This window comes from Halorubrum sp. F4 (assembly GCF_027257195.1).
Lineage (GTDB): Archaea > Halobacteriota > Halobacteria > Halobacteriales > Haloferacaceae > Halorubrum.
The window spans coordinates 440,120-463,017 of the sequence record NZ_JAPDFS010000002.1 but is presented as its reverse complement, the minus strand read 5'-3'; the positions used below and the strand labels follow the sequence as shown (position 1 = coordinate 463,017).

Annotated in this window: 22 protein-coding genes and 1 pseudogene; 13 read left to right on the top strand and 10 right to left on the bottom strand. The window is 68.2% G+C overall.

The features are described 5' to 3' along the window. Nucleotides 1–43 precede the first annotated feature (43 nt). Together hmgB and OKW78_RS07070 are read left to right on the top strand one after the other, a co-directional pair. Complete coding sequence (hmgB, locus tag OKW78_RS07075) at nt 44–1,387, top strand: hydroxymethylglutaryl-CoA synthase (protein WP_281194484.1); 1,344 nt, start codon at nt 44–46, stop codon at nt 1,385–1,387. Between the two features lie 103 nt (nt 1,388–1,490). Then, complete coding sequence (locus tag OKW78_RS07070; RefSeq protein WP_281194483.1) at nt 1,491–1,946, top strand: 30S ribosomal protein S19e; 456 nt, start codon at nt 1,491–1,493, stop codon at nt 1,944–1,946. Between the two features lie 599 nt (nt 1,947–2,545). Here the strand turns inward: OKW78_RS07070 and ppc are convergent. Further along, entirely contained in the window at nt 2,546–5,248 is a 2,703-nt protein-coding gene (gene ppc / locus OKW78_RS07065; protein ID WP_281194482.1) for a phosphoenolpyruvate carboxylase, read from the bottom strand. 201 nt (nt 5,249–5,449) lie between these two features. Here ppc and OKW78_RS07060 point away from each other — a divergent pair, with 201 nt between their 5' ends. Next, on the top strand, nt 5,450–6,283 hold the full coding sequence (locus tag OKW78_RS07060; protein ID WP_281194481.1) for a ubiquinol-cytochrome c reductase iron-sulfur subunit: 834 nt from the start codon (nt 5,450–5,452) through the stop codon (nt 6,281–6,283). 96 nt (nt 6,284–6,379) lie between these two features. Then, the gene (locus OKW78_RS07055) at nt 6,380–6,721 is read left to right on the top strand and encodes a hypothetical protein (RefSeq protein WP_281194480.1); all 342 of its coding nucleotides are present in this window, start codon (nt 6,380–6,382) and stop codon (nt 6,719–6,721) included. 140 nt (nt 6,722–6,861) lie between these two features. Here the strand turns inward: OKW78_RS07055 and OKW78_RS07050 are convergent. From OKW78_RS07050 to OKW78_RS07035, 4 genes and pseudogenes are all read right to left on the bottom strand, one after another. Next, nucleotides 6,862–7,356 (bottom strand): annotated as a pseudogene (locus tag OKW78_RS07050) (hypothetical protein); the annotation flags it as partial. Next, nucleotides 7,353–8,372 carry a PGF-CTERM sorting domain-containing protein gene (locus OKW78_RS07045; RefSeq protein ID WP_281194479.1) on the bottom strand — a complete coding sequence of 340 codons (1,020 nt, stop codon included), beginning with the start codon at nt 8,370–8,372 and terminating at the stop codon, nt 7,353–7,355. The gene OKW78_RS07045 and the pseudogene OKW78_RS07050, both read right to left, overlap by 4 nt. A 96-nt stretch (nt 8,373–8,468) precedes the next feature. Further along, nucleotides 8,469–8,999: a DUF5817 domain-containing protein gene (locus OKW78_RS07040; RefSeq protein WP_281194478.1), complete on the bottom strand. Its 531-nt coding sequence runs from the start codon at nt 8,997–8,999 to the stop codon at nt 8,469–8,471. 72 nt (nt 9,000–9,071) lie between these two features. Then, nucleotides 9,072–10,388 (bottom strand): hypothetical protein, encoded by a 1,317-nt coding sequence (locus tag OKW78_RS07035; protein WP_281194477.1) that lies wholly within the window; start codon nt 10,386–10,388, stop codon nt 9,072–9,074. 247 nt (nt 10,389–10,635) lie between these two features. On the opposite strand from OKW78_RS07035, the gene OKW78_RS07030 reads away from it, so the two are divergent. Further along, nucleotides 10,636–11,967, top strand: coding sequence for a hypothetical protein (locus OKW78_RS07030; protein ID WP_281194476.1), 1,332 nt, complete (start codon nt 10,636–10,638; stop codon nt 11,965–11,967). A gap of 97 nt (nt 11,968–12,064) precedes the next feature. After that, nucleotides 12,065–12,583: a type IV pilin N-terminal domain-containing protein gene (locus tag OKW78_RS07025; RefSeq protein ID WP_281194475.1), complete on the top strand. Its 519-nt coding sequence runs from the start codon at nt 12,065–12,067 to the stop codon at nt 12,581–12,583. Between the two features lie 31 nt (nt 12,584–12,614). Here the strand turns inward: OKW78_RS07025 and OKW78_RS07020 are convergent, their stop codons facing one another. Further along, nucleotides 12,615–13,238: a methyltransferase domain-containing protein gene (locus OKW78_RS07020; RefSeq protein WP_281194474.1), complete on the bottom strand. Its 624-nt coding sequence runs from the start codon at nt 13,236–13,238 to the stop codon at nt 12,615–12,617. A 169-nt stretch (nt 13,239–13,407) separates the two neighbouring features. On the opposite strand from OKW78_RS07020, the gene OKW78_RS07015 reads away from it, so the two are divergent. Then, nucleotides 13,408–14,244 (top strand): DUF6663 family protein, encoded by an 837-nt coding sequence (locus tag OKW78_RS07015; RefSeq protein WP_281194473.1) that lies wholly within the window; start codon nt 13,408–13,410, stop codon nt 14,242–14,244. A gap of 31 nt (nt 14,245–14,275) precedes the next feature. On the opposite strand, the gene OKW78_RS07010 is transcribed toward OKW78_RS07015, so the two are convergent. Next, complete coding sequence (locus OKW78_RS07010; RefSeq protein ID WP_281194472.1) at nt 14,276–15,256, bottom strand: C-terminal binding protein; 981 nt, start codon at nt 15,254–15,256, stop codon at nt 14,276–14,278. A 218-nt stretch (nt 15,257–15,474) separates the two neighbouring features. Between OKW78_RS07010 and OKW78_RS07005 the strand changes: the two genes are divergently transcribed. Beyond that, on the top strand, nt 15,475–15,753 hold the full coding sequence (locus OKW78_RS07005) for a hypothetical protein (RefSeq protein WP_281194736.1): 279 nt from the start codon (nt 15,475–15,477) through the stop codon (nt 15,751–15,753). On the opposite strand, the gene OKW78_RS07000 is transcribed toward OKW78_RS07005, so the two are convergent. After that, nucleotides 15,750–16,031, bottom strand: a complete 282-nt coding sequence (locus OKW78_RS07000) for a helix-turn-helix domain-containing protein (RefSeq protein ID WP_066418190.1) — start codon at nt 16,029–16,031, stop codon at nt 15,750–15,752. The two genes, OKW78_RS07005 and OKW78_RS07000, sit on opposite strands and share 4 nt — an antisense overlap. Before the next feature lie 375 nt (nt 16,032–16,406). Here OKW78_RS07000 and OKW78_RS06995 point away from each other — a divergent pair, with 375 nt between their 5' ends. Together OKW78_RS06995 and OKW78_RS06990 are read left to right on the top strand one after the other, a co-directional pair. Continuing rightward, nucleotides 16,407–16,715 carry a hypothetical protein gene (locus tag OKW78_RS06995; protein WP_281194471.1) on the top strand — a complete coding sequence of 103 codons (309 nt, stop codon included), beginning with the start codon at nt 16,407–16,409 and terminating at the stop codon, nt 16,713–16,715. A gap of 1 nt (nt 16,716) precedes the next feature. Then, nucleotides 16,717–18,534: a ribosome biogenesis/translation initiation ATPase RLI gene (locus tag OKW78_RS06990; protein ID WP_122106502.1), complete on the top strand. Its 1,818-nt coding sequence runs from the start codon at nt 16,717–16,719 to the stop codon at nt 18,532–18,534. A 122-nt stretch (nt 18,535–18,656) separates the two neighbouring features. On the opposite strand, the gene infB is transcribed toward OKW78_RS06990, so the two are convergent. Further along, the gene (gene infB / locus OKW78_RS06985; RefSeq protein WP_281194470.1) at nt 18,657–20,450 is read right to left on the bottom strand and encodes a translation initiation factor IF-2; all 1,794 of its coding nucleotides are present in this window, start codon (nt 20,448–20,450) and stop codon (nt 18,657–18,659) included. 173 nt (nt 20,451–20,623) lie between these two features. On the opposite strand from infB, the gene OKW78_RS06980 reads away from it, so the two are divergent. Both OKW78_RS06980 and OKW78_RS06975 read left to right on the top strand, forming a co-directional pair. Next, on the top strand, nt 20,624–20,869 hold the full coding sequence (locus OKW78_RS06980; protein ID WP_281194469.1) for a PRC-barrel domain-containing protein: 246 nt from the start codon (nt 20,624–20,626) through the stop codon (nt 20,867–20,869). Then, nucleotides 20,869–21,327, top strand: a complete 459-nt coding sequence (locus OKW78_RS06975; RefSeq protein WP_122106499.1) for an NOB1 family endonuclease — start codon at nt 20,869–20,871, stop codon at nt 21,325–21,327. The genes OKW78_RS06980 and OKW78_RS06975 overlap by 1 nt, the downstream gene beginning before the upstream one ends. Here OKW78_RS06975 and uppS read toward each other — a convergent pair. Further along, nucleotides 21,324–22,316, bottom strand: a complete 993-nt coding sequence (uppS, locus tag OKW78_RS06970) for a polyprenyl diphosphate synthase (protein ID WP_281194468.1) — start codon at nt 22,314–22,316, stop codon at nt 21,324–21,326. The genes OKW78_RS06975 and uppS overlap by 4 nt on opposite strands. A 137-nt stretch (nt 22,317–22,453) precedes the next feature. Between uppS and lwrS the strand changes: the two genes are divergently transcribed. Then, the gene (lwrS, locus tag OKW78_RS06965) at nt 22,454–22,828 is read left to right on the top strand and encodes an LWR-salt protein (RefSeq protein ID WP_281194467.1); all 375 of its coding nucleotides are present in this window, start codon (nt 22,454–22,456) and stop codon (nt 22,826–22,828) included. Nucleotides 22,829–22,898 lie beyond the last annotated feature (70 nt).

The window sequence follows — 22,898 nt, the reverse complement described above, 5'->3', positions numbered from 1 at the left end:
TAGCATCGACACACACATATGGCCACTCTCTGAACGTCCATCCATGACCGCAGTGGGGATCGACGCCATCGAGATCCGATCCGGCAAGCTCAAACTCGACCTACCGAACACCTTCGCCCCGCAGAAGGGCGACGACCCGGAGAAGTACACGAAGGGGCTCGGGCTCACGAACTCCTCGTTCCCGGACGTCTACGAGGACATCGTCACCATGGGCGCGAACGCGGCCAAGCGCCTGATGGACCGCAAGGGCCTCGAACCCGACGACATCGGGCGGATAGACGTCGCCACGGAGTCGGCGTTCGACCACTCGAAGCCCGTCTCGACGTACATCGCGGGCTGTCTGGAGAAGGTGTACGACGGGGACTTCGTCCACGCCAACAAGGGCGAGCGCAAGTTCGCCTGCGTCGCCGGCACGCAGGCCGTCGACGACGCCTACAACTGGATCCGCGCGGGGCGGAACCGCGGTCGGGCGGCGATCGTGGTCGCGACCGACACCGCGCTGTACGCCCGCGGCGACCCCGGCGAGGCGACCCAGGGCGCGGGCGCGGTCGCGATGCTCATCGACGAGGAGCCGAGCCTCGTCGAACTCTCGAACGATCAGGGGTACGGATCGAAAGACGAGACGGACTTCCTGAAGCCGAACCAGCAGTTCCCGAGCGTCGACGGCAAGCGCTCGATGCAGGTGTACCTCTCGCGGATGCGCGAGGCGCTCGAGGACTACGAGTCGGTCGCGGGGGACATCGAGCTCGACGACTTCGCGTACGCGCCGTTCCACACGCCGTTCCCGGGGATGGTCCGGAAGGCGGCCCTGCTCGCGTACCGCCACGTGATCCGCGACACGGAGTACGAGGACGACCTCGCGGGCGAGATCGGCCGTCAGCCGCGTGAGCACGAGTACGACGACCGCGAGGCCTACGAGGCGGCGATCCGGGAATACATGGACGAGCTGAAGACGACGGAGCAGTACCGGACGTGGTACGACGACGCCGTCGAACCGACCCTCGGGCTCTCCCGCGAGGTCGGCAACTGGTACACCTCCTCGGTCCACGTCGCCCGCGTGAGCGCCCTCCGGGACGCGCTCGAACGCGACCGGGACTTCGTCGGGGAGACGCTGCTCGTCGCCTCCTACGGCTCCGGCGCGCAGGCGGAGATCCACGCCGAGACGGTCCGTGCGGGATGGCGCTCGGAGATCGACGCGCTCGACATCGACGACCAGCTCGAGAGCCGGTACGATCTCACGTGGGAGGAGTACGAGGACGTCCACGACATCCACGAGTACGACAAGGACCTCGACCGCGAGATCGAGGAGTTCACCGCTCCCGAAGGCGAGTTCGTCTTCACCGGCTGGGGCCGGATGAACGAGCGGAAATACGAGTACGTCGAGTAGCGTCCCGGCGAGCCGTCGATCCCGTCGTTCTCCGTGAAAACGGCTCACACGACGGCTCTCGAATACGATGGGTTTAAACGACCTCCGGCTGAATTCTCCCCTAATGGTAACCATCTACGACGTGCCGGCGGACGCCCTCATCGAGGCCGTCGCGGCACGACTCGAGGACCGGATCGACGAGCCCGACTGGGTGGAGTTCACGAAGACCGGCGCGGGCAGGGAGCTTCCGCCCGAACAGGACGACTTCTGGTACGTCCGCTCGGCGAGTCTCCTCCGCAAGGTCGCACAGAACGAGCCGATCGGCATCGAGCGGCTCGCCACCGAGTACGGCTCGAAGAAGCGCGGTTCGAACCGCTACGTCGTCCGTCCCGGCGAGCACGAGGGCGGCTCCCGCAAGCTCATTCGCGCGTCGCTCCAGGCGCTCGAGGAGGAGGGGCTCGTCACCACCGCCGCCGGCGAGGGCCGTCGGCTCTCCGACGAGGGCGAGGCGTTCCTCTCGGAGGTCGCGAGCGAGGTCTTCGAGGACCTCGACCGGCCGGAGCTCGAACGCTACGCCTGAACCCGGTTCTTCTCTCCGTTCCCGTTTCGTCTCGCCGTGAGCCTCCGGCTCGTCGACGATAGCAGCGCTCCTCCGCGGAGCGATGCTGGTGTCTCGATCAACGCCTCGATCCTGCTGTATATTTCATCCCGCTATATCAAAATCGTGTGCCACGTCGATCAGTCTCGTTCCGACTTCCCGGTGGACCCGGATAGAGCGGTTCGCAGGGCAGTTCGTTTCTGGATTATCGAGGATGAATCGGCTGCTCGGTGAGGGTGCTTATAGAACGGATCGTGTGATGGAGAGTGTGTGGTTGCTGGCGCGGTGAACATGGCTGCGGCGAACACGTCCTCGCGGCTGCCCCTTTGAGTCCCACCCCGCACCGCAACCGCACCTCATGCCTCCCCAGCCTCGCGGCTCCCTTCGGTCGCCGCGTCCCTCGCGGGCTGCTCGTGCCCTCTCGGGCACTCGCAGGCGCGCCACCGCACCGCGATCGCTTGTTCTTTGATCTGTACTGAGCTCGGAGGGAGGAAAGAATCGACGTGTGGACCGTCGTATGACGCTCTGATGGACCTCCTCGCGAGAGCTGGGTGATCAGGTACGTTCGACCCGAGCGGATCCTACCCGGTGTTTTTCATCCCGGCGGCGATCCCGTTGACGGTGAGCCGGAGCGTTCGTTCCTCCTCCTCGGTTCGCTGGTTTCGCCCGAGCAGGTCGGCCTGGAGCAGGTTGAGCGGATCGACGTAGGGGTTCCGCCGCTCGAGGCTCTCGGCGAGCCAGTCGCGCCGGATGAGGTCGTCGCGACCGCTGACCGCGAGGACGAGCTCGCGTCCGCGTTCGTACTCCTCGATCAGTTGAGGGAAGAACCGCTCGCGGAGGTCGTCGTCGGCCAGGTCGGCGTACTCGGCGGCGATCTCCGGCTCCGTCCGCGCGAGCGCGAGCGCCGCGTTGTCGAACGTCGTCCGGAAGAACGGCCACTCCTCGTACATCTCCCGGAGCGTCGCGAGGCCCTCCTCCTCGCCGACCGACTCGAGGTACGCGTCGAGCCCCGACCCCAGCGCGTACCAGCCGGGAAGGATGAGGCGGGTCTGCGTCCACGAGAACACCCACGGGATCGCCCGGAGGTCCTCGACGGTGCGCTCCCCGCTGCGGGAGGCCGGTCGGGAGCCGAGGTTGAGGTCCTCGACGACGGAGATGGGCGTCGCCTGTCCGAAGTACGAGACGAACCCGTCGGCGTCCAACAGGTCGCGGTAGGTCCTTCGGGCCGCCGGCACCATCGTCTCCATCGCGTCGACCCACTCGTCGGGAACGTCCTCGGTCGGCTCCGCGTTGGCCTCGTGGCGGGCGCGGATCTGCGCGTCGAGCATCTGTTCGAGTTCGCGCTCGGCGATCCGGTGGTTGGCGTACTTCTCGGCTATCGCCTCGCCCTGCTCGGTGAACTTCACCTGGCCGGTGACCGTCTCGTTCGGGAGCGCGAGAAGCGCCTCGTTCATCGGTCCCCCGCCGCGGGAGATGGAGCCTCCCCGACCGTGGAACAGTCGGAGGGTGACGTCCTCCTCGCGGCAGAAGCTCGCGAGCCGACGCTGGTTCTTGTAGAGGTCCCAGTTGGCCGCGAGGAAGCCGTTCTCCTTGTTGGAGTCGGAGTAGCCGAGCATTACCTCCTGGACCTCGCCGCGGGTCTCGAGGGCGGTTCCGTACGCCTCGTTCTCGAAGAGCGTCCCGAGGATACGTTCGGCCCCGTTGAGCGCGGACTCGGTCTCCAAGAGCGGGACGACGTCGAGCCCGCAGTGGTCCGGGAGGGAAACGACCCCGACCTGGTCGGCCAGGAAGAGCACCTCGAGGACGTGGCTCGGCTCCTCGGTCATCGAGATGCAGTAGGTGTCTATCGCCTGCGTGCCGTACTCCGCCTGCCAGTCGGCGAGCTCGCGGAAGCGACGGAACACCCGGTCGGTCGTCTCGGAGACGTCGCCGAGGGCGTCGGCGTCGACGACCGGTTCGTCCTGGAGGATCGCCTCGGTGAGAAACTCCGCGCGCGCCGCCTCGTCCATCCCGTCGTAGTCCACGCCCTCCGTCGCGACCGCCTCGGCGACCGCCTCGGTGTGGTTCTCGCGGTGGTCCCGGAGGTCGAGCGACGCGAGGACGAACCCGAACGTGTCGACCTGGCGGCGAAGCGGGTCGATGAAGGACGTCCGGACCACGTCGTTGCGGTCGACCGACAGCGACTCGGCGACCACGTCGAGGTCGTCGAGGAAGGCCTCGCCGTCCGGGTAGCCGCCGGGACGGACGTCGTCGACGCGGTCGAGTCGCTCGCGCATCAGCTTCAGTTTCTGGCGGTACGGCTCGTCGGGGTACCGTTCGCGGGCCTCCTCGACCACGGTCGGGAAGCGCTCGGCGTCCGCCGCCAGCGACTCGCGGAGGGGTCCCTCGATCGCGTACCGCTCGCCGTCCTGGCTCAACACGGCGGAGAGCCGCTTACACTGGTCGCGGTACTTCTCGATGGCGACCTCCCGCTGTCGTTCGAGGGTCTCCGCCGTCACCTCCGGCGTGACGAACGGGTTGCCGTCGCGGTCGGAGCCGGCCCACGAGCGGAACTCGAAGAGTTTGGGGCAGTCGACGCCCTCGTACTCGCTCGAGATGATCTCCTCGAACTCTTCGTAGGCGTCGCCGACGACGTCGAAGAGCGTGTTCTCGAGGTACCACTGGACGTTTCGGGCCTCGTCCTCCGGCTCCGGGCGACGCTGGCGCACCTGTCTCGTCCCCCAGAGACTCGTCACCTCGGCGGTGACGTCGCGCCAGACGGCGTCGCGCTCGCGGTCGGTCATGTCGCGTTCGTCCAGCTCCTCGAGGTGGGTCGCGATCGACCGGAGCTTCGCCTTGACGGTCGCCCGTCGCGCCTCGGTCGGATGGGCGGTGAACGTCGGCTCGATGAGCACGTCCGAGAGCAGTTCCTCGAGTTCGTCCTTCCCGACGCCGGCCGCGGAGAGTTCCGAGACGGTCGCCTCGAGGGAGTCGTGTAGCGACCCGTCGGCGTCCGCGTTCCTGACGGCGCGGACGCGCTCGCGTTCCTCGGCGAGATTGATCAGCTCGAAGTACGTCGTGAACGCCCGCGCGACGACGTCCTCGCGGGTCCCCGAGAGCCCGTCGATCGTCTCCTCGAGCGCGTCGCGACTCGACGCATCGCCCCGGCGGTACTCTATCGCGGCGGTCCGGAGGTCCTCGACCGTCTCGTAGGCCTCCGTGGAGGTCTGTGCGGCCATGACGTCGCCGAGCAGCGCGCCGAGCTCGCGGACGTCCGTCCGCACGCTCCGATTGTGCAACTCCATACCACCCACGCTTCGGCGGGTTCCGGTTAAAACCGCCGTATCGACGAATGTTTGCCTCGGGTGCGAGTGAATGTTCGTGGGAGTTCGGCCGCGGCGGATCGAGACGACGCCGACCGTCCGTGAGGCCGACCGTCCGTCATCGATCCGGACCGACCGGCGGGTTCGTCACCCTTTTTACCGGTCCATCCCGAACCGATCGGTATGAGCATGTCCGACAAGTACCCGGCCGAGTCCGGGCGGCGGCGCTTCGTCAAGGGCGTCGTCGGGGGCGCGGCCCTCGCGGGGGTCGGCGCCGCGGGGTCGGTGACGGTGAACACCCTGACGACGGCCGGCGGCGTCGGCGGCGGACAGACCACCGCGATGACGATCGCGAAGGTGACCGGACCGGCTCCGCGGGGCCTCCCACAGATCCCGGTCCGCGTCACCGACGACGGCTACATCGAGGGCGTCTGGCCCGAGGTCCAGACCGTCGAGCAGAACGGGGTGGAAGTCGAGGTCGCCCAGGAGCAACTCGGCGGGCGCACCTACTCCGGCGCGTGGTTCCAGTACTGCGGCGTCGAGTCACAGGAGAACGTCGCGCCGAACTTCGAGTCGGACAACCTCTTCCGGGCGGAGACCGGCCAGTACGACTGGCAGGACGACACCTACGACTCGGGCGACCGGATCCACGTCGACGACTTCGGCGACTACGACTCCTGGGGCAACGGCGTCGGTGCGGACGGCGTCGGGAAGCCCGCGGCCGTCACGTGGCGCTCCGAGGACGCCGAATCGACGCTGAACGCGACCGTCATCCGCTCGACGCGGATCGAGGAGGCCGCCCAGGAGGACGAATGGGTCGAGGCGTCGACCGACCAGGGGTTCATGGCGTACCTCAACGTCTGTACGCACTTCTGTTGTATCCCCGGCTACAAGCAGCTCGAGGAGTCCTCCCGGTACGGCGTCGGCGACGGAACCTACTGCGTCTGTCACCAGTCCGGGTACGACCCGTTCACGCTCGAACAGGCGCTGTTCGTCGCCCGCCCGCGGCCGGAGTAGCGGTCCCGTAGCGGCCCTGGTCCACCTCCTCCCGTTCTCCTCTCCGCGTACGTTCCGGAGCGCGGCGCTTTTCCCTCGTTCGCCCGAACCGAACCCATGAGCGACGACCAGCGATCGGCGGACGGCGACGGCGAGGAGGACGAGGACGAGCTCGCGGCCGAGCTCGAGCACGCCCGCGACCTGCTCGACGACGACGGGATCGAGGCGGTCCACGTCGGCGTCGTTCGCGACGGCGAGGTGGACACCACGTTCGCGCAGCGGGCCGCGGACGATCCCGAATCCGAGGGCTTGCGCGCGCTCGCGTTGCTCGCGGCACACGTCCAACTCGTCGCCGACGAGGCCGGCGTCGACGCGTCGACCGTCGCCGCCGACGCCGCGACGCTCGCGGGCCAGGTCGAACGGATCCCCGCCAGCACCGAGGATCTCCCCGAGGAGTAGCTCCCTCGCTAGCGGTCCTCGGACGTCCGCGACTCCTCCGCTCGGGACGGCTCGGGGCCTCCTTCCCGAGGCGACTCGAGGTCTCCTTCCCGGGGCGGCTCGGAGTCCTCCCGCGGTTCGACCCGTTCCCCGTCGCCGACGCGGATCCGGTAGAGCTGGTGGGCCACGCCGGCGAGCGCGACGAACAGCACCGCGAGGTTGAACGCCGCGAGCGCGATCGGCTGGTAGGCGGGATCAAGCCACGTCCGGATCGCCCGCCCGGTCTGGCTGTAGAAGCTCCAGCCCGCGATCAGCGCGAGCAACACCAACGCGGCGAGCCCGATCCGGTCGAGCAGTCCGCGGAGGTCGTCCGAGGAGAGCCGGGAGAACCGCGATCCGCCCTCCTCGGACGTCTCCGGATCGTCTCCTCGAGTACGACCGTCCTCCGGGGTTCCCCCGTCCGTCACGGGCGTGGGGTCGGTCCGTGAAGCGGTCGTCGGGGCGGTCGTCGTCGAGGTGATGGGCAGGGCGGTCGTCGTCGGGGCGGTCGCGGTCTGGTCGGAGGTGTCGGTCATGGCGTCGGTGTTGAGTGGGTCGGTCGTTCGGTCGCGATCCGTCTCGGCGTCCGCCGGCCGCTCGGAGGGATCGTCGCTCATGACGCCCTCCGTGCGAGAAGCGCCGCGGCGAGGAGCCCGACGAGCGCGACGAGGGGCCCGAACCCGGGCGTCGAATCGTCGGTCCCGCGGTTCCGGTCGGACGCGCCGTCCCCGCGTTCGTCCTCGAGCGCGTCGTCGCCGCCGTCCCGGTTGAAGTCCTCGATCTCGAAGGAGACGTCCCGAACCGTCTCGTTCGCGGTGATCCGCTCCTGCGGATCGAGGTTGGCCACGCCCTGGGTCTCGTCGATCAGCACGTCGTCGTCGAAGAGCGCGGCGTCGACGTAGTAGTTGTACCCGTCCGGGGCCTCGAGCGTCGTCGTCACGGTGTCGGTTCGGCCCGGACGCACCGAGTCGACCGTCTCGGTCGCCTCGTCGGCGATCACGTTGGAGTCGGCCTGCCGGAGCAGCAGCCGGAGGTCGATCTCCTCGGAGGCGTCGTCGCCGCGGTTCGTGACCGACACGGAGACCGACAGCGTCGCCGTCTCCTCGGTCGTTTCGGCCACGCTCACGGCGACGGTCGGCCAGACGTTCCCGTCGGCGAACCCGACCGCGGAGTCCGCGTACGACGGAGTGAGCGCCGAGACGCCGGCGATCCGCGTGGTGCGTTCGCTACGCCGCTCTCCGTCCGCGTAGACGACGGTCTCGAGGCGATAGCCGCCCTCGCGTTCCACGTCGAGGCTGCCGTTCACGGTCGTCTCTCCCTCGCGGTCGACGTCGCCGACGTCGACGACCGTCTCGTCGACGAGCAGTCCCGAGTCCGAGTCGATCGCACGGTGGCGAACCGTGACGTTCTCGACGGTCGACCCGCGGTGTCGGAGGTCCACGATCAGGTCGAGCGTCGCCGTCTCCCCGCGGATCTCGCCGGGCGCGACGACGACGTCCGCGAGGTCGATCTGTCCGGGCCGGTCCGTCTCCGCTCGCGGGTCGTCGACGGCGTCGGGAACGGCGACGATCCCCACCGCGCCCGCGAGCACGACCGCGGCGGCGATCGCCAGGAGGGTAGTTCTGGTGTCCATACGCCGCGATCCGGGCCCGGGACTAAGTGCTTTGTCCGACCGAAACGGCTCCCCGATGTCCGCGAACGGGTTCCGAGCCCGTGGTCCGTTCCGAGTTCACAACGTTCGGTATCGGCCGCGGGACTCCGACACCTCCCCGCGGCGGGTCAGCTTCTCCAGGAGGTCGCGTGCCGCATCGGCGGGGACGCCGTGGTCGATCGCGTACGCGACGATGTGCTCCTCGGTCGGTTCCGTCGCCTCGCTTACCGCGTCCCGGACGACCTCCTCCCGCGAGCGCGTCGAGCCGGCGTTTCCCCCGGCTCGCTCGCCGGCGTCGAACACCGCGTCGGCGTCGAGACCCGACGCCTCGAGGTACTCCCGGTCGCCCACGCCCGCGTCCTCGACGGCGCGTTCGAGCTCCGCGACGTGGTCGACGTCCGCGAAGGCGGCGCTTTCGTCCCGCTTCTTCGCGAGCAGGGCCGCGCGCGCCTCGCGGGCCGCCTCGCGGTCCTCGGACTCGAAGAGCCGTTTGAGCTTCGCGGTTCGGTGGGTCGTTTCACATCGCGAACAGCGGGCCGTCTCGCTCGCTCGCGGGTCGCGAACGAGCCAGAGGTTCCCGCACCGGTTACAGCCGACGACCGCGTACATGTCCGCGCGTTCGCCGTCCCTCCGTTTGAACCCTCGGCTCTTCGCGCTCGAAACGCCCCGCGTCGGGTCGGGTCAGTTTCCGCCGCCGTCGCCGTCTCCGCCGTCGCCGTCCTCACCCGAGGAGCGATCCGTCCCGTCCGAGTCGGGCTCCTCGTCGTCGGGCAGCGAGATCAGGTTCTCCCGGCCGAGCCGGAGCTTCTCGATCCGGCTCTCGTCGGACATCGCCGAGAGCAGCTGGGACACCTTCGCGTCCGACCAGCCGGTCTCGGCGACGATGTCCGCCTGGCGCATCCGTCCGCCGTTCCGGTCGAGCAGCCGCTCGACGCGCTCCTCGTCGGAGAGCAGCGAGAGGTCCTCCTCGGGTTCCTCGTCCGCCCCGTCGAGGGCCGAATCGTCGTCGCGTTCGTCTCCGGCGCCCCCGGACGCGCCGACCGCGGCGGCCCCGGCCTCCGTTCCGGGTCCGTCCGACCCGTCGGTCTCCGTCGCTTCGCCGTCGGAGCCGTATCGCCGGTACCCGACGAGTCCCCCGGCGATGACGACGGCGGCGAGCACGATCGCGCCGGCCAACAGCGTCCACGGTGGCGCCTGATCGGTCGGCTGGGGCGTCGACGTCGGCGAATACACGACCGCCACGCGGTCGTCCTCGCCGAACACCCTCGGTCCCTCGATGACCACGGCGTTGTCCCGGAGCGTCACGCTCGCGCCCGGCGTTCCCGAGACGGAGTAGCCGTCCGGCGTGGTCACCTCGATCGTCTGATCGGACTCCAGCGACCGGAGCCAGGTCTCGTTGTTCGTGGTCGTCAGCGCGTCTCCCAACACCAGGTCCTCGCCGTCCTCCGCGAGGAAGTCGGTCCAGACGAAGGTCAATCGAAGCTCTCCGGCCGCGGCGACGTCTCCGGATTCGACGCTCGTGTTCGCTCCGTCGTCGACGCCGTCCGCCGTCCCGTTCTCCGCGTCGGGATCGTCGATGACGACGAACTCCCGTTCGACGTTCTCCACCGACATCTCGCGTCCGGTGCTTCGACTCGCCTCGTCGGCGAACCGCTCGAACAGCTCCGGTGACGGTCCCACCTCCCCGGCGACGAACCGCTCCCCGACCGTCTCGAACGAGTCGGTCCGGTTCGAGTCGGTGAACTCGTATCGCACGACGACCTCCCACCGTGCGTCGCGGTTCGACCGTAAGTCGACCCGTATTCGCGTCTCTCCCGTCGGCGCGGCCGCCCCGTCGACCTGGGGGGGCGCGCCTGCTCCTATCGAACCCGAGCGTATCGAGTCCGGCGATGACGGATGGGTGGAGGGAGCGGCCTCCCCGACGGCGAGCCCCGTTCCGGCCACGAGGGCAGCGGCGAGGAACGCGACGAGGAGAACGCGGATCGCGGGGTTCCGCATGTATTTCTGTGGCACTCGGGCCCCGGGCAAAACGCTTTCTATACTCCAGTTCTCCGACCGTGAAACCCCGGATCGCGGCGACCTCCGCGTCTGCGGCGGGAGATGCCGCATCAACGCTGACGACGGATCCGTCTCGACGGCGACGAAGGACCCGCATCGACGCCGGTGATCGACCCGTCTCGACGACGGCGATCCTCGCCGCCGAGTTGAGGTGGGTTTTTGACCCTTGCCGGAGAAGCGAGCGACGATGAGAGCCCTCTCGGTCTTCGTCGCCGTCCTCCTCCTCGTCTCGTCGGTCGCCGCGGGGATGGGCCCCGTGGGTGCGACGGCCGACGTCCGGTCCCCCTCGCCGTCGACCGTCTCCGAGCCTGCACCCACCACGGAACCACTCGCGGGATCGATCGATCCGGGAACTGAACCGGCCTCCACACACGGCGAGAACCTCACGTTCCGCGTGTTGTCGACGCCGCCAGGCGTCGAGCCGCGACTCGGGAGCCACCGCCGGGGGGTCAACCTCGGTACCTCCCTCGGACTCGCGGTCGGCGACTCGGACGCCACCCTCCGGACGGAAACCGCTGTACAGCGCGTCGAAGCCGCCGAAACCAACGCCGAACGACAACGGCGGATCCTCGCCGCCATAAACGAGGTGGAACAGGACGAGGTGAGCCTCGACAGCCGACAGACGGCCGCGATGAACGCACACGCCTCGGGGGAGCTGACCGACCGCGAACTCCTCGACGAGCTGGTCCGGATCGCGGCGCTCGCGCGCGAGTACGACCAGCGGCTCGACGCGCTCTCCGAACTCGCCGAGGAGACGGACGGGTTCAGCACGCCCGACCGCGTCAGTACGCTCCAGATCCAACTCCAGGTGTACGAAGGCCCCGTCCGACGGATCGCACTCGAGACGGTCCGCGGCGACCGGACGGGAACGGAGATCCACGTCCAATCGAGTCGGGACGCCCTGGTCCTCGCGACGATCGTCGACGGTCAGTACGTCCGGGAGTCGTTCCGACGCGACCGATGGGATCGCGGCGGGGACGATATCGAGAGCGAGACCGCGATAAACGCGACGATCGCGAGCTATCCGGAGACGACCGACCTTCGCGAGCCGAACGCGCTCGGTGCGGGGGCGATCCAGCGGATCACCGTCGATCACGACTTCGGAACCCTTCGGACGTTCGTCAGCGGCGGGACCGAGCGGGTGTTCCTCGAACATCAGCGGATGGCGCTCTCGACGTTCCCCGACGCGGAATCCGTCTCGACGGCGGAGGACGGGTTCAACGTCACCGTTAACCGAACGTATCCCGGCGGACCGGTCACCGTCACCGTTCTCGATGCGGCCACCGGCGACCCGCTCGAGGGGATCACGGTGACGAAGAGCGCCGGCGGCACTCCGAGTGAGACCATCGGAAGCACCGACGAGGACGGCGTGGTTCGAACGCTATCACCGGCCGAGCCGTATCGGATCACCGTCGTTGACGAGCCGCGGGTCGCCGTCATCGACGACATCGCTCCCCTCGGGACGCCCCGGGTGACGGACGACGTCGCGGACGAGAACGAGACCGACGAGGGCGGCTGAAAGCGGCGAACGCGTCCGGTACAGGCTCTATCGTAACCAGGACGTCCGCTCGTCCCGCCCCACGATCCCTTTTATTCGATGACGACCCAGACGACCCGTGCCGTCCCGAACTCCGTCACACGCCTCGAACACGCCGGACACGACGAACGCACCGCATTCGGAACGCGCGATCGCCCCGCTCGCCGGGCTGCTACTCGTCGCGATGACGGTGGTTCTCGCGGTCGGCGTCACGGCCGCGACGACGCTCGATTCTCCCGCCGAACCGGCCCCGACCGTCGTGATGTCGATGGAGGTCGAGGGGGATCGGATCACGCTCGATCACGACGGCGGCGATCCGATCGCTGTCGACGAGCTATCGGTCCGGGTCAGCGTGAACGGCGAGCCGCTGGCGCGTCAGCCGCCGGTCCCGTTCTTCTCGGCGTCCGGGTTCAGGCCCGGTCCGACCGGCGCGTTCAACGCCGCGAGCGACGACGAGTGGGTCGTCGGCGGGTCCGCGTCGTTCCGGATCGCCGGAACGAACGATCCGTCCGTGGAGCCCGGCGATAGAGTTACGCTCCGGCTCCTCGTCCGCGAGCAACCGATCGCGACGCTCGAGGCGACGGCACGTTCGGGATGAACGGCGGCGGTCGAGACGCGCGAGACCTCGTTCACTCCTCGGGGACGCGTGCGACGGTCGTGATCGCCCGCGGGCTCCGCGGCGTGGCGCGCTGGATGTGGTGTTCGAACTCCTCGTAGCCCGCGGCCTCGAACATCCGGTCGGCCTCGTCGGCGTCGTAGAACAGCATGATCGCGTCGGCGACCCGCTGGAGGACGCGGTTGTGTGGGTAGTCGGGACCGACGACCAGCACCTGTCCGCCCGGCCTCGCGACGCGTCGGAGCTCCCTGAGCCCCTCGACGGGGTTCGGCCAGTACTCGATCGAGCCGGAGGACCAGACCACGTCGAAGACGTCGTCGCGGAAGGGGAGCCGCTCGGCGTCGCCGCGGTAGAAGCTCACGCGGTCGTGTCTTCCGAACTTCTCGAAGGCCTTCTCCATCTGGTGGACGCTCTGATCGAGCCCGTGGACGTCCGACGCGTGTTCCAGGAGTCCCTCCGTCCCGAACCCCGTCCCGCAACCCACGTCGAGCACGCGGTCGTCCTCGCCGAACTCCAGCCACGAGAGCGCCTCCGACCGCATCTCGTCGTTCCAGTTGAATCGGTTGACCCGGTCGTACACCTTCGAGAGGTACTTGTAGAACAGCCGGGCGTTCGACTTGTCCTCGAGGATCCCCATTACCCGCTGATTGGGTAGCCGAACCCATAACGACACGGATCCGACCCGGGCCGTCGCGAGACCGATCCGGATCGAGCCGTAGCGACGCGGGTCCGACCCGCCGTCGACTTCCGCTCGCCGCCGGTTCCGATTCCGACCGCCTTATCCGGCGACGGCCCGTTCGCCCGGCATGAACCCGACGACGACCGGTCGGTTCCGGATCCACGACCGCCGTCCGCGACCCGTTGACGGCGGCGATGGACCCGCCGAGTTCGTCCTCGTCGAACTGCCGGAGGAACCGGTCGACCCGACCGATCCGAACGCGGCGGAGGCGTACGATCCGCTGTACGCGACCGCCACCGGCTACGAGGGGGCACTCGCCGATCGGGTCGACGCGCTGGATCCGGGCAACGTCGTCGATGCGACGCTCGCGTGGAGCGACGGTACCGCCCGGATCACCGAGGTGACGACCGTCCGGGAGAGTCGCTTCCGGTTCGCCGACGGGGTCGAGGGGATGTTCGAGGCGGCGGTCGACGCGTGGCGGGAGATCCGCTCCGCGGGGGAGGCGGTGGGCTCGGTCACGACACGATCGACCGACGGCGAGCCGAACGGCGCGCTCTACCTGTTCGCCGACGGTCCCGGAACCGACACGTTCGAGGAGCTTCGAGCGGCCCGGGTCCCGGTGGAGCCGCTCGTGGATCGGGTCGATGACGCTCGCGGTGACGACGAGCCACGCGAGGTGTTCGTGCTCCGTCCCGCCGCCCACGACTTCGTCGCCGTCTACGTCGTCTTCGAGCGCGACGGAGTGCTCGCACGGACGGTTCGGGACACCTACGGGCTCGGCGACGGACTGGCCGCGGGACTGGAGTCGGCCGGCGTCGACAGGATCGAGACGGCGGGTGGACGAGAAGAACCGGACGAGGGCGACACGCCGAACGAGCGCGACGGGGACCGAGATGGAGACGGAGATGGCGACGCAGGCGACGGCGGGGAATCTTCGGAATTCGACCTCACCGACCGGTTGTGAGTGCTCGATCTCATGGCGGTTCCCGCGACGCTCACAGCCAGTCCGCCTCCGGATCGACGAGGCCGTCGGGGACATCACCGTTGAAGACGGCGGCGAGGTCGGCGGCGGCGGTCCGGTTCAGATCCTGGCGAGCGTCCTCGCTGTACCAGGCGGCGTGCGGCGTGACGACCGTGTCTTCGCGGCCGACGAGCGGATCGTCGTTGGGCGGCTCTTCGGCCAGCACGTCGAGGCCCGCGGCCTTGATCGCTCCCGATTCCAACGCCTCCACCAGCGCGTCGGCGTCGATCACGGGACCGCGCCCGACGTTGACCACGACCGAGTGAGACGACAGCCGAGAGAGCGCGTCGGCGTCGACCATCCCCCGAGTCGACTCGGTCAGCGGGGCATACACCGCGACGTGGTCGCTTCGATCGAACAGTGCTTCGAACGCGACCTTCTCGACGCCGTGTTCGTCCATCCGGTCGCCGTCGACGAACGGGTCGTACGCGAGAAGTTCCGGGCCGAATCCCGAGAGCTGCTCCGCGGCCCGTTCCGCGATGGGGCCGAACGAGAGCAGGCCGATCGTGGACTCGCTCACCCGGCGGATCGGCCGACCTTCCTCCCAGCTCCAGCGGTCGTCGGCGACCGCCTCGTCGTACGTCGTCACGGATCGGAGACAGGCAAACAACAGCGAAAGGGAGTGCGTGGCTACCTCGTCGGTACAGTACTCCGGTACTCGCGTCACCCCCACTCCGGCGTCGGCAGCGGCGGCGACGTCGACGTCGTCGACGCCGACCGCGGCACGGACGATCACTTCCAAGTCATCGCCGAGCGCGTCGATCGCCTCGGCGGTCACGGGCGTGCCGACGTCGACGACGACGGCGTCGAACCCCGTCCCGGCCTCGATCAGCCGCTCCGTCGATCCGAGCTGTGTGACCTCGAGCTCGACTGGTTCGTCGACGGCGTCCCGGAGGAACTCTCGGTACGTCTTCGGATCGATCATCGAAAACGCCGAGAGAAGCACGCGTTTCATGCGTCTCGATCGAATCGAGACCGCCTTAGTCCCGTTGGCTACGGGGTCGACCGGAGGAACACGACGTGATCGATCGTGGCATCTCTCGATCCGACTCCGACGCGTCCGGAGGGCGGTCCGTCGACCGGGACTCGAACGGCGGGTCCCGTTCCGACGCCTCTTTGCGAGTGTAGCCGGTACGAGGACGCGTGAGCGACGATACCGCGGACAAACCTCCGATGCTCGTCCTCCTCGAGTCGCTGGCGTTCTACCGGAACGTCCGCGTCGGACTCGTGGTCGGAGTGTCGTTGGCGTTCCTGTTATACCTCACGCGCACGCTGGAACTCCTCGGTCCGCTCGTGGAGGTTCGTGAGTACCCGGTGGTCGGTCCCGACGTCTGGTTCGCGCTCCTGGCGTTCGTGTTCGCGGCCACGTCGGCGCTTCTGGTCGCGATAGCGCTCACCGCGTTCGAGGCGATTCGCGGGGCCCGATCGGTCGGGCGCGAGGGGCGGGATTAATCGGCCGTACAGGAGGCATCCCGCTCCTCGCTCGTGAACTCCTGGGCGGGCTCGGTGAGTTTATAGAGGTTCTGTCGGGCGTCCGCGAAGTAGACGTCCTCGTCGACGACGTCGATCCCTTCGAGCCGCTCGAGGGCGTAGCGGACGGTCCGAGCCGACAGCATCGATTCCTGAACGATCCCTTTCTGTGTCAGCGGTCCGTTGTATTCGAGTACCTTGAAGACGAGTTTGGCGCTCGGCGGGAGGTCGTCGAGACCCTCCGTTTGGGTTCCAGCCATCGCTACGAATCGAAACCGCACACGGGCATAAATGTTGATGCCCAACACCCGGTCTCGTCCGGTTTAACGGAGTATGTTACCGGTTTATTGGGCGGATACCGGAAAGATATGCCCGAAAACCGCCGGTGGACTGACCAGTCAGTCAGCGTTCGGACCTCGCGCGCACCCACCGCACGACCGGATCGATGGGGGTGGGTCGAACCGTTCGGATCGGCTCGGTCGGACGTGCCGATCAAACAATTTGAAATATGATACTTTTTGTGATAGTGATCGGGGACGGACCAACCACGCCCGGACGGAGCTGGACGCGAGCGGAACGACGCGGAATGCGAGCGGAACGAACGGTTTTTCACGGGCGATCGCGGATCCGTACGTATGAGCGACGAATCGGGGGTTTCCGGGCACGCTCGGAGCGTGGTCGTCACCACGATCTGCTGTCTCGCGGGGATAGCCGCGGGCGTGGTGTCGGCCGCCTACGTCGGGACCGATCCTGCCGCCGCCGCCGACACGATGGCGCTGGTCGTGTTGGGCGCGTTCGTGTTCCTCCAGTATCCGGTGTACAGCGTCTTCGGCGTCGATATCGCCGACTTCGGCGTCAAGGACAACTTCTACGTGGCGTTCATGACGTTCACGCTGTGGTTCATCAGCTACACGATACTTCTCACCTCGGCGGTGACCTTCTGAGATGGCCGACGACAGCATCGCGGTCGTGGACCTGGACCGGTGCCAGCCCGACCGCTGTAACTACGAGTGCGCGAACTACTGTCCGCCGAACCGGACGGGCAAGGAGTGTATCACCGAGCGCGGCGAGGACGCCGACGAGGGCGACCCCGACCAGATCCGGATCTCGGAGGAGATCTGCCTCGGCGAGACCTGCGGGATCTGCGTCGAGAAGTGCCCGTTCGACGCGATCGAGATCATCAATCTCCCGTCGGAGCTGTCCGAGGACCCGGTCCACCGGTACGGCGAGAACGCGTTCGCGCTGTACGGGCTCCCGACCCCCGAGCCCGGAAACGTCACCGGCATTCTGGGTCCCAACGGGATCGGGAAGTCGACGGCGGTCCACGCGCTCGCGGGCGAGCGAATTCCGAACCTCGGCGACCACGAGACGGACCCGGAGTGGGAGCGGGTCCTCGACCGGTTCCGCGGCACTGGTCTCCAGAACTACCTCGCCGCGCTCGAAGCCGGCGACGTCACCGTGGCCCGGAAGCCCCAGTACGTCGACCAGATTCCCAAGCAGTTCGACGGCAACACCCGCGACCTTCTCGAGCGAACCGACGAACGCGGCGCGCTCGACGACCTGGTCGACCGGCTCAACATCCGGCCGGTGATGGACCAGGACATCGATTCCATTTCCGGCGGCGAGCTCCAGCGCGTCGCGATCGCGGCGTGTCTGGCGCGTGACGCCGACTTCTACTTCCTCGACGAGATCACCCCGTACCTCGACATCGGCCAGCGGATGGTGGCGGCGCGACTCATCCAGGAGCTGGCGAACGACGACGCCGAGCGCTCGATGCTCGTGGTCGAACACGACCTCGCGATCCTCGATCTGTTGGCCGACACCCTCCACGTCGCGTACGGGGAGCCGGGCGCGTACGGGGTCATCACGGATCCCAAGTCGGTTCGAAACGGGATCAACGAGTACCTCAAGGGATACCTCGACAACGAGAACATGCGGATCCGCCCCTCCGCGATCACCTTCGAGGAACACGCCCCGCGAGCGACCTCGAAGGGGACCCCGCTCGTGGAGTACCCGGACCTCACGAAGTCCTACGGCGAGGGCGAGTTCGAACTCCACGTCGAGGGCGGGACGATCCGCGAGGGCGAGGTGCTCGGGATCGTCGGGCCCAACGGGATCGGGAAGTCCACGCTCGCGAAGTTGTTCGCGGGCTCGTTGGAACCCGACACCACCGATCTCGACTTCGAACTCGACATCGCGTACAAGCCGCAGTACATCGACATCGACCAGCCGATGCGGGTCGACGCCTTCCTCTCCTCGATCACCGACGAGTTCGGCAGCTCCTACTGGAACACGGAGGTCGCCCAACCCCTCCAGCTCGACCGGATCATGGAACAGGACCTGGTCGACCTCTCGGGCGGCGAGCGCCAGCGCGTCGCCATCGCGGCGTGTCTCTCGGAGGACGCGGACCTCTACTTGCTCGACGAACCCTCGGCACACCTCGACGTCGAACAGCGGGTGCGCGCGACGAGTGCGATCCGCCGATACGCGGAGAACCACGACGCGACCGTGATGGTGGTCGACCACGACATCTACGTGATCGATCTCCTCGCCGACCGCCTGATGGTGTTCGACGGCGAGCCGGCCGAGCGCGGACACGCCTCGCCCCCACAGGAGATGCGCGAGGGGATGAACGACTTCCTCGCCGATCTCGACGTCACGTTCCGACGCGACGAGCGAACCGGTCGTCCGCGGATCAACAAGCCGGACTCACAGAAGGACCGCCAGCAGAAGCGCGACGGCGAGTACTACTACGCGCCGTAACGCACGCTCTCCTTGGGTAGTATTCGGGCCGTTCAAGAGATGACACGCGAGAAACGAGGAGTCTCCGAGTTCGTTCCCGTTTCTCCCGGGCGCACTCGATACGCTACTTCCCCCGGAAGACGTTACTTGCCCCAAAAGGGATCCCGCTTCCGCCGGGTGTCGAGGTAGCCGGAGAGCGCCTCCCGCTCGTCGGCGGTGATCTCCTCTTTCAGCTCCTGTTCTAAGATCTTCGCGTGTTTCTCTGGTAGCTCCGTCCAGAGCGTGTCGCCCTCCTCGATGTCGCGGCCCACGGTGGGGCCGTCGATCGCGATGCTGACCCGCTCGCCGGCGCGGGCCTCGTCGACGTCGTCGCCCTGTTTCTGGATCCCCGAGAGCCCGCCGACCCGTTCGAACTCGTTGCCCTCGAAGTAGCCGACGTTGCGGTTGTTCTGGAGCGTCCCGGAGATGACCTCGACGCCGACGACCGCGGGGTCGTTCTGTCTGAAGGTGTGATCCGGAAGGAGCCGGAACCTGGCGGGCCGGACCACCTTGTCGAGCACCGTCTCCTGTTGGGCGCGCTGGCGCTCCTCGACGTACGTCTCGTAGTCCTCGATGAGCTGATAGATCACGTCGTTCGTGAACAGCTTGACGTCGGCGCTCTCGAGCTCCCGCTCGGCGTTCGTGAGGAGGTCGACGTTGAATCCCAGGATCGCCTTGTGTTCGTCCTGGTTGGCGGTCTCGGCCACCGCGATGTCGCGCGGCGCGATGTCGCCGACCTCCGCGCGCAGGATCGGAACCTCCGCCTCCCGGAGCGCGTTCGCCATCGCCTCCAGCGAGCCGAGGGTGTCGGCCTTGATCACGACGCCGTCCTCGGCGGTGTCGACCTCGATCTCAGCGAGCTCGGCTTTCACCTCCTCGATCACGTCCTCGAGCGGGCGGTCGCGGACGACCCGGACCGGCGCGCCCGCCATCGCGTCGTCGAGGTCGGGGGCCGCGATCTTCACCCCGGCCGCCGCGCCGACCTCCGCGACCTTCTCGAACTTCTTCTCGGTGCGGATCTCCTCGAGCGGCCGCGGCTGGAGGAGCGCCCGAACCTCGGTGACGATGGGCTGGTTCTGCCCGCCGACGACGATCGTGTCGCCGTTCTTCACCACGCCGTCGTACACCACGGTGTCGATCGTGGCGCCGAAGCCTCGCTCGTCTTTCACCTCGAGGACGGTCCCTTCGCCGGGACCGAAGACGTCGATCGCCATCTCCTCCTTCATGAACCGCTGGGAGAGCCCCATGAGCACCGCGAGCAGGTCCGGGATCCCCTCGGCGGTGAGCGCGGAGACCGGGACGACGCCGATGTTCTTCTGGAAGTCCTGGACCCGCCAGTAGAGGTCGGCGGAGAAGCCGGCGTCGGAGAGCTGGCCGATGATCTCGTAGAGGTTCTCGTTGAGCATCGACTCCGCGCGCTCCGACTGCGCCTCGAGGCTCTTCTGGATCGGCTCACCTTCTTGGGGGTTCCATCCGGGCGTCGTGTCCACCTTGTTGGCGGCGACGACGAAGGGGGTTCCCGTGCGCCGGAGGATGTCTATCGCCTCCTCGGTCTGCGGCTGGAACCCGTCGTTGACGTCGACGACGAGCACCGCGATGTCGGCGAGCGCGCCCCCGCGAGCGCGCAGCGTCGAGAAGGAGTGGTGTCCCGGCGTGTCGATGAAGAGCAGTCCGGGCAGATCGAAGTCGTCAGGATTCACGAGCTCGCCCGCCATCGTCGAGATCGTCGAGAGCGGGATGTCGGTCGCGCCGATGTGCTGGGTGATCGCGCCGGCCTCCCCCTCGCTCACCGCGGAGCCGCGGATCTTATCGAGGAGGCTCGTCTTCCCGTGGTCGACGTGGCCGAGCACGGCGACGATCGGCGTCCGAAGGGTGTCCGTGTGTGTGTCGTCAGTCATGAGAATCGCCCCGAGAAGGTCGTTGTGTTCCGTTCGGCTCGGCCGTCAGTTAAGTGTTTCAGGACGCGCCCGCGACCCGTGGCGTGTCGGCGTCGGCCGACGCCCGCGCTCGGCGTCCGTCAGCCGTCCGACGGCCCGTGGCGTTTAATACCGTCGACCGGAAGTGTGCGCACATGGCGAACATCCTGGCGGAGAACCTCTCGGGGAAGGCGGTAATGGGGTCGGACGGGACCGAACTCGGCGACCTGTACAACATCACGATGGACCTGAAATCGGGACAGCTCCACCACCTGCTCGTGAGTCCGCACGAACAGCTCAATCCCGAGCGCGTCACCTTCGACGTCGACGAGGCGGGACGGCTCCGGGTGCCGGTCTCGAACGTCCAGGCGGTGAAAGACTACATCGTCGTCGGCCGCTGATGAGAGTCCTCGATACGTCCGCGTTCATCCACGAGTACACCACCGACGACCCCGTGGTCTCCGTGCCGGAGGTCCACGACGAGCTACAGGGCGAGACCGCGCTCCGGTTCGACGCGATGGAGGGCTCGGGGATGACGATCCACGTGCCGGCCCCGGAGGCGGTGACGAACGTCCAGCGCGCGGCCCGCGGCTCGGGGGACGCCGCGGAGCTGTCCGAGACGGACGTTCGGCTGATCGCGACCGCCCTCGAGCTCGACGCCACCCTCGTCACCGACGACTACGCGATGCAGAACGTCGCCGAACGGCTCGATCTGGGGGTCGAGCCGATCGCCCGCGACGGGATCTCGGAGGAGCGCGAGTGGCGGTTCCAATGTGTCGGCTGTAGCCGGACCTTCGAGGAGAACCGCGAACGCTGTCCGATCTGCGGCAGCGATCTCACGCGAAAGAACCCGGCTTAGCCGGCCGGTTCCGACTCGGCGTCAGCGTCGACGCCGGCGTTCGTGGCCGACTGGATGGCCTCGGATTCGGTGACGGCCGTTCGGTCCGGGAGTTCCTCGGCGACGGCGTCGAGGTCGCTCCGCGGCAGCCGCCCGCGGAGCCGCCGCGCGACCCGTCCGGCCTCCGCCAGTTCGACCTCGGCGACCGCCCGGACCAGCGCCGCGGCGCGCTCGGCGCGAGCCCGCCGCCAGGACGCCTCCCGGGCCTGATACGTCCGGATCGCGCGCATGAAGTCCACCTCGGAGAACTCCGGCCAGTAGGGCGTACAGAAGTAGACGGCGGCCTCGTTGCCGTTGGCGTGCCACGGCAGGAAGTTCGAGGTGCGCTCGTCGCCGCCGGTCCGGACGATGAGGTCCACGTCGCGGATCGGGCGGTCGTAGAGCCGGCGCTCGACGGTCTCGACGTCCACCGCTTCGGGATCGAGATCGCCGCGTTCGACCTCGCGAGCGACGCCGCGGGCCGCGTCGAGCAGCTCCGTCCGCCCGCCGTACGCGAGCGCGACGTTGAGCGTGAACCGGTCGTTGTCGGCGGTTCGGCGCTCCGCGTAGTCGACCGCGTCGCGGACCCGCGGCGGAAGCCGGTCGACGTCGCCGATGGCCCGGACCTGGACGCCCTGGTCGTGGACGCGGTCGGCGTCGGCGAACTCCAGGAGTTTGCCCTCGAGGAGGTCGAAGAGCGGTTCGAGCTCGTCGTCCGGTCGCTCGAAGTTCTCCGTCGAGAACGCGTACAGCGTCAGTTCGGAGACGCCGAGGTCCGCACACCAGTCGAGGACGCGCTCGGTCGTGTTCGCGCCCGCACGGTGGCCGTCGGGCGCGTCGCCGCCGCGCTCGCGGGCGTACCGGCGGTTCCCGTCCTGGATGACGGCGACGTGGGTCGGCACCGTCTCGACCCGCCGATGGAGGTACCGCAGGTACGCGCGTTCGACGGCCGAGCGGAGCCGGTCCAGCATGGGTGAAGGGACGCCGCGCGGTCGTATGTAGCTTGTCGTTCGTCCTCGTTGACAGGGATCGGCCGCGTCCGACCTCGACGCCCTTCGATCCCACGCCCGTCGAAACCGTTATCGGGTGATCGGTAGACGAGACGGGCGTGAACGCCGCCTACGTCTTTCGAGTCACCTTCCGGATCGACCCCGACGGAGCGAGTGCCGACCCGGACCGCTTCGAGACGACGGTGGAGATCCCCGCGGTCGAGCCGGACGAGGAAGGCTGGATGCTCTTCCGCGACCGTCTCTGGCGCGGGGAGGTCGGCGACGAGCCGTCGGCGCGCGCGTTCGTCGGCGAGCGGCTGGGGGTGGACGGCATCGACGTGGAGCGCGTCGCGTTCCGCGAACTCCGGACTGACCGGGCGTACCTCGACGCGCTCGAGGACGCGATCGCCGCGCAACTCCCTCGGTTCAACGCGGACGACGTCGACGAGGCCCTCCACAAGTACCTCGGCTCGTCGATCCACGTGCGGGAGTGAGGTCCCTCCGAGCCGGAATTCCTCCGTACCGGAACCCGCGCCGGAGCGCCACCCACAACGTACTTATCGA

What these genes read in the sequence shown, in the direction of transcription:
- OKW78_RS07000 (WP_066418190.1), bottom strand. Translation starts at nt 16,031, where the DNA reads ATGGCTGGAACCCAAACGGAGGGTCTCGACGACCTCCCGCCGAGCGCC.
- OKW78_RS06995 (WP_281194471.1), top strand. Translation starts at nt 16,407, where the DNA reads ATGAGCGACGAATCGGGGGTTTCCGGGCACGCTCGGAGCGTGGTCGTC.
- OKW78_RS07045 (WP_281194479.1), bottom strand. Translation starts at nt 8,372, where the DNA reads ATGGACACCAGAACTACCCTCCTGGCGATCGCCGCCGCGGTCGTGCTC.
- uppS (WP_281194468.1), bottom strand. Translation starts at nt 22,316, where the DNA reads ATGCTGGACCGGCTCCGCTCGGCCGTCGAACGCGCGTACCTGCGGTAC.
- OKW78_RS07060 (WP_281194481.1), top strand. Translation starts at nt 5,450, where the DNA reads ATGAGCATGTCCGACAAGTACCCGGCCGAGTCCGGGCGGCGGCGCTTC.
- OKW78_RS07055 (WP_281194480.1), top strand. Translation starts at nt 6,380, where the DNA reads ATGAGCGACGACCAGCGATCGGCGGACGGCGACGGCGAGGAGGACGAG.
- OKW78_RS07040 (WP_281194478.1), bottom strand. Translation starts at nt 8,999, where the DNA reads ATGTACGCGGTCGTCGGCTGTAACCGGTGCGGGAACCTCTGGCTCGTT.
- OKW78_RS07070 (WP_281194483.1), top strand. Translation starts at nt 1,491, where the DNA reads ATGGTAACCATCTACGACGTGCCGGCGGACGCCCTCATCGAGGCCGTC.
- OKW78_RS06990 (WP_122106502.1), top strand. Translation starts at nt 16,717, where the DNA reads ATGGCCGACGACAGCATCGCGGTCGTGGACCTGGACCGGTGCCAGCCC.
- OKW78_RS07010 (WP_281194472.1), bottom strand. Translation starts at nt 15,256, where the DNA reads ATGAAACGCGTGCTTCTCTCGGCGTTTTCGATGATCGATCCGAAGACG.
- OKW78_RS07035 (WP_281194477.1), bottom strand. Translation starts at nt 10,388, where the DNA reads ATGCGGAACCCCGCGATCCGCGTTCTCCTCGTCGCGTTCCTCGCCGCT.
- OKW78_RS07015 (WP_281194473.1), top strand. Translation starts at nt 13,408, where the DNA reads ATGAACCCGACGACGACCGGTCGGTTCCGGATCCACGACCGCCGTCCG.
- OKW78_RS07005 (WP_281194736.1), top strand. Translation starts at nt 15,475, where the DNA reads ATGCTCGTCCTCCTCGAGTCGCTGGCGTTCTACCGGAACGTCCGCGTC.
- infB (WP_281194470.1), bottom strand. Translation starts at nt 20,450, where the DNA reads ATGACTGACGACACACACACGGACACCCTTCGGACGCCGATCGTCGCC.
- ppc (WP_281194482.1), bottom strand. Translation starts at nt 5,248, where the DNA reads ATGGAGTTGCACAATCGGAGCGTGCGGACGGACGTCCGCGAGCTCGGC.
- OKW78_RS07020 (WP_281194474.1), bottom strand. Translation starts at nt 13,238, where the DNA reads ATGGGGATCCTCGAGGACAAGTCGAACGCCCGGCTGTTCTACAAGTAC.
- OKW78_RS06980 (WP_281194469.1), top strand. Translation starts at nt 20,624, where the DNA reads ATGGCGAACATCCTGGCGGAGAACCTCTCGGGGAAGGCGGTAATGGGG.
- OKW78_RS06975 (WP_122106499.1), top strand. Translation starts at nt 20,869, where the DNA reads ATGAGAGTCCTCGATACGTCCGCGTTCATCCACGAGTACACCACCGAC.
- hmgB (WP_281194484.1), top strand. Translation starts at nt 44, where the DNA reads ATGACCGCAGTGGGGATCGACGCCATCGAGATCCGATCCGGCAAGCTC.
- OKW78_RS07030 (WP_281194476.1), top strand. Translation starts at nt 10,636, where the DNA reads ATGAGAGCCCTCTCGGTCTTCGTCGCCGTCCTCCTCCTCGTCTCGTCG.